3 protein-coding genes are annotated in these 4,445 nt (G+C 32.3%); 1 reads left to right on the forward strand and 2 read right to left on the reverse strand.

Annotation, left to right across the window (positions count from 1 at the left end; all coding sequences use genetic code 11):
- Positions 1-496 precede the first annotated feature (496 nt).
- A complete protein-coding gene (locus ABTY20_RS34865) occupies positions 497-1,315 on the forward strand; it encodes a replication initiation protein (RefSeq protein WP_350623823.1) in 819 nt (272 codons plus the stop codon).
- 334 nt (positions 1,316-1,649) lie between these two features.
- Here the strand turns inward: ABTY20_RS34865 and ABTY20_RS34870 are convergent, their stop codons facing one another.
- Together ABTY20_RS34870 and mobQ are read right to left on the reverse strand one after the other, a co-directional pair.
- Entirely contained in the window at positions 1,650-2,072 is a 423-nt protein-coding gene (locus ABTY20_RS34870) for a hypothetical protein (protein WP_350623821.1), read from the reverse strand.
- 205 nt (positions 2,073-2,277) lie between these two features.
- Positions 2,278-4,164, reverse strand: a complete 1,887-nt coding sequence (gene mobQ / locus ABTY20_RS34875) for a MobQ family relaxase (RefSeq protein ID WP_350623818.1) — start codon at positions 4,162-4,164, stop codon at positions 2,278-2,280.
- Positions 4,165-4,445: the final 281 nt, after the last annotated feature.

A 4,445-nucleotide genomic window follows, 5' to 3' on the forward strand; every position in this document is an offset into this window, starting at 1 on the left:
TTGTTTATATCCTATAACTCCTAATATTATTGCAACTAAACAAAACCATAAAGAAAATACAGTCAAATAAGCAGAGATCAGAGCAACAAAACCTATTAAAATAGCTTTTACTTCCTCCTGCACAATATATACCTCCCTAAACATTCTTTGTTTTTCCATTTTTTATTATATATGTTATTAATTTGAAGAAATATTCGGATTGATATAAAAAATTAAGGGACATAATTTTAACTTTTAATAATATAGTTATTTTTTAAAGATTTTTAAAACCTTTTTACTTATTTATAGGAGCTTGAAACCCTTGGGGCTGTAAGTCTCAAAAATTTAAAAGTGAGTTTTGGTGCACTTAAAGTGAGTTTTGGTGCACTTAAAAGTGAGTTTTGGTGCACTTAAAGTGAGTTTTGGTGCACTTAAAGTGAGTTTTTTAGAAAAACTTGTTTTTTAACTCACTTTTAAATATGATAGTTATATCAAGAGTTATGAAAGGAATAAAGAAATGGCAAGGAGATTAGAAAAATTATCTGATAGAGTACCAAAATTAAAAGAAATGGAAACACGTAATTTCCCCGTTGTTAAATCTAATCATCTAATTCAAAAAACTCGTTTTGATTTAACATTGGTTGAACAAAAATTGATATTGCACGTAATCCAAATGATTGAGCCAAAAGATGATGATTTTAAAACGTATCGTTTTTCAATTAAGGATTACTGTAAAATTTGCCAAATCAGCGATAGAAGTGGGAAAAACTATTCGATTATTAAAAGTTCCCTGAAAAAGATAAGCGACAAAAGTTTTTGGATGGAACAAGAAGATGGTACGGAAGTGTTAATGAGGTGGATCGACAAAGTAGTTATAGACCATAAGAAAGACATAATTGATATTAAATTGGATAAAGATTTAAAGCCTCATTTGTTGCAGTTGAAGCAATTTTTCACTAAATATAATTACTTATATGTAATGACTATGAAAAGCCAATATAGTATTAGGCTCTATGAAATATTAAAGTCTTACGAAAATGTCCAAGGGATTATTTATGAAGTGGATGAATTAAGGAAAGTCCTAAATCTAGATGATGATACATTACCTAGATGGGTTGATTTCAAGCGTTTTGTGATAGAACAAGCTATTAAAGAAATCAATAAATTAACTGACATTACGATTACATACGATACGATTAAAAAGGGAAGAAGTGTTTTCGAAGTTGTATTTAATATTAAATCCAAGTCTGAAACACAAAAAATTATATCTCAAAGATTAATTGAAAGAACATTAGATAAGAAAAATAAAGATAATGATGATGATACTCCTTACTAATAGCATTGAGAACGTTTTAAAGGGGTTATATTGAGCCCTTTTTTAAAATAACGCATTTAAAGGTGTTAAATGGATAACGGCCTTCTACGGGCTTTGTATACACTTTAAAGGGGGAGTTGATAGTTATGGAATTTGATGATTCAAAAAAAATCATAAATGGGGAATTTGATATGAACCGCACTTGGTATGTAGGATTTGAATACAAAAGGGATTACGCAAAAAAGCCTTTGTCTGGGGAGGAAAATGAAAAACTAGTGGATGATCTAATCCAGGTCTTTGCAAAGTATGAAATGCAGTGGAAAATGAAATAAAAGGCTACCCAAAGGCAACCTTTTTATCGTTTTATTAAAGGTTCGGATTTAAAAAGAACTTTTTTTGTTTCAGCATCAACAATTATATTTTTTATATCTTTACCATTTTCAGATACTGTTAAATAAACATATACTTGTCTATTAGGATGAAAACCATCACCTGAAACTCGATTTTCACCAATAAACTCATCTACTTTTGACAACACCTTGTTCACATCTTTAAAAGAGACTTTTTCTCTAATGTTAATTTTAGCGTTCTTGTATTCAGTATATTGTTTTTGGTCTATTGAGCTATAAAAAGAATTTGGACTAGCAAACTTTTCACTAGAGTTATCAGGATATTTGCTCCATGATTCTTTTGCTGGTTCCTTAGCTTGAATTGAATTTGTGCTTATTCCCATTACTAAAACAACTAATAATATCATTGCAGTAATCATTTTCTTCATTTTGTATTCAACTCCTTTTTTGTATTATTTGATTGATTATCTGTTTTTATAAACAAATCTCTATAAGAAATAAAAAATGACCTCCCTACGGCTTGGCGCTGTTTGGAGGTCATTTCACTGATCTATAAAATATAGAGCCAATTCTTAAAAGAGTAGGCTAGCTACAGATGCTGTCACATCTGTAGCTTTTTTGAATATAGCATGATTACCTTTCTAACCCAATGTTTTGCCCTTTTAAGCGTTGCTTTGGTTTTTGCTTAGCATTTACTTTGTGTTCCTGCTTTTGGGCTTGTTCTACCCCTTCTAGGATGGCTGAAAGAAAGTCATTGCTTTGGCTTAGGCTTTGCGTTTCTTGTTGAACTTTTTCAAGTGCTGGAGCAACTTTCTCTATTTCTCTTTTATGTTGTTCCAAATGCTCCCGATCTTCATAACCGATGGTTCGAATAGCTTGAGTTAACTGTTCTCGTTTTTGTAAATCTTTCTGATAAGCTTGTTGTTCTTCCTTGGAAAACAGAATTTTTCCTTTTAAGTAAGGATTCGATTCGATTCGTTCAATTCGTTTTTCTAGTTCAGTAAGATGATTAAAATAACTTTCTGCATTTTGAGCATTCCGAACAGCCAGATTATAGTTTTGAATACCTTCTCGATTTAATTCAATTTTATGCTGTCTTTGTTCTAAAGTATGTTTTATGTTGTCGAGCGATATAGTTTTTCCTTGTTTCTCATTTAGTCGGTTCAATTTAGATGCTGTCTTGTAATCCAAATATTGTCCTGCTGTTTTCAATTCAGGATATTGGATAGCTACTTTACGAATTAGCTTTTGCTTTAGTATTTCTTCTGTCTGGTTTAGTATTTGTTTTTGGTCTACAGATTTTAAGATGCTCCCGTTTAAAGTTCGAGTAGACGTATCAATTTGTTTACTTAATTGCTTTTTAGCTAACTGGATCTCTTCACGTGCAGATAAACCAGCTTCTTTTAAACATGTATTTAAGTGGTCATGCTGGCTGATGATTTTATCTTGTAAAGTGTTGATACTAGCACGCAAATTTTCTTTTTCCTTACGTTGGAAAAATCCTACTTTATCAAGTTTTCCCTTTAATTCTTCTAATGTTTTTTCATAATGAGAAAGCTGTTTTTCTGCTTGTTCTGCAATAGAAACTATGTGATTTTTTGTCTTTAAAGATTCTAGTGCTTTTCTTTGTTGTTCGGTCTGTACTTCTAATGATTTTCTATAGTTGGCAATTGTTGCTACCGTTGGAATTTCGCCAATAATTTGTTTGGCTGCCTCCACATTTTTTTGTTCTTCAGTAGTTAATTCTACAGACTTCTTTTGCTCCTGTTGTTTTAACTCTGCTTCTATTTGTTGCTTCTCTTGGCGGTATCTTTGTAAGTCATAAACAATAGCATTATGCTTTTGTACTTCACGATTAATATTACCTCGCTCAGTTTTCATCCCCTTTTTCTCCATATCAGAAGCGACATGCCCCATATGAACCGTAGGTAAGATTTCAAGTCCACGTTCAGCGTGAGATTTATGTGTAATTCGTTCTTTGATGTTTGATTGTTCTAATGCTTTATTTGCGTATTCTGACCATTGTTCTCTCCACTGCTCCAGCAGTTCTTTTTTGTTCCAATCACGATTCTTTGTAGTAAAGCCTTCTTCTGAAATTTCTCGTGTTGTTAACATTATGTGAGCGTGAGGATTGTTGGAGTCATCTCTATGAATAGCGATATCAGCAACCATGCCTTTATCTACAAATTGGTCTTGGATGTAGCCTTTGATTAATTCAGTTTGTTGTTGATTGGAAAGTTCTTTAGGTAAAGCAATATTTATTTCTCTGGCTAATTGAGAGTTCTTTCTTTTCTCAGAACGTTCAATTTCATTCCAAAGAATCTCACGATTTTTAACCCAAACAGGGGAATTTTCAGGAGCAAGAATATGGGTTTCCGGCTTCACTTCTCTTTTGTAAAATTTACTTTCATTAGTTTGTTCATCAACTAAACGCTGACCAGAACGATAGGCAGCTGACGCAATTGCTGATTGTCCTTTTCCTCTGGAAATCATTTGTGCTGAGAAGTGATAGATTGCCATATGCTTGAACCTCCTTTTCAAAAGATTTTGTAGTAGCCGTAATAAAAATGATCGTACCGTAAGGTGGGAGAATTTTTATTATGGAATCGTAAGAAATTAATTAGACGAAATGGCATTTTGCCAATGAGAAATAATTAATCTCTTACGATGAGTTTTTGTATTCGTCACAAGACGGATACTCATTCGCACATCAGCGAATGAAGGATTTTAATTTTTATATTCGCAACAAGCGAATATGCTCTTTGTTTGCAACGCAAACCGCACACAAACGAAGTTTGTAT

The sequence above is a fragment of the Streptomyces sp. NPDC126497 genome, assembly GCF_040302425.1.
Classification (GTDB): domain Bacteria; phylum Actinomycetota; class Actinomycetes; order Streptomycetales; family Streptomycetaceae; genus Streptomyces.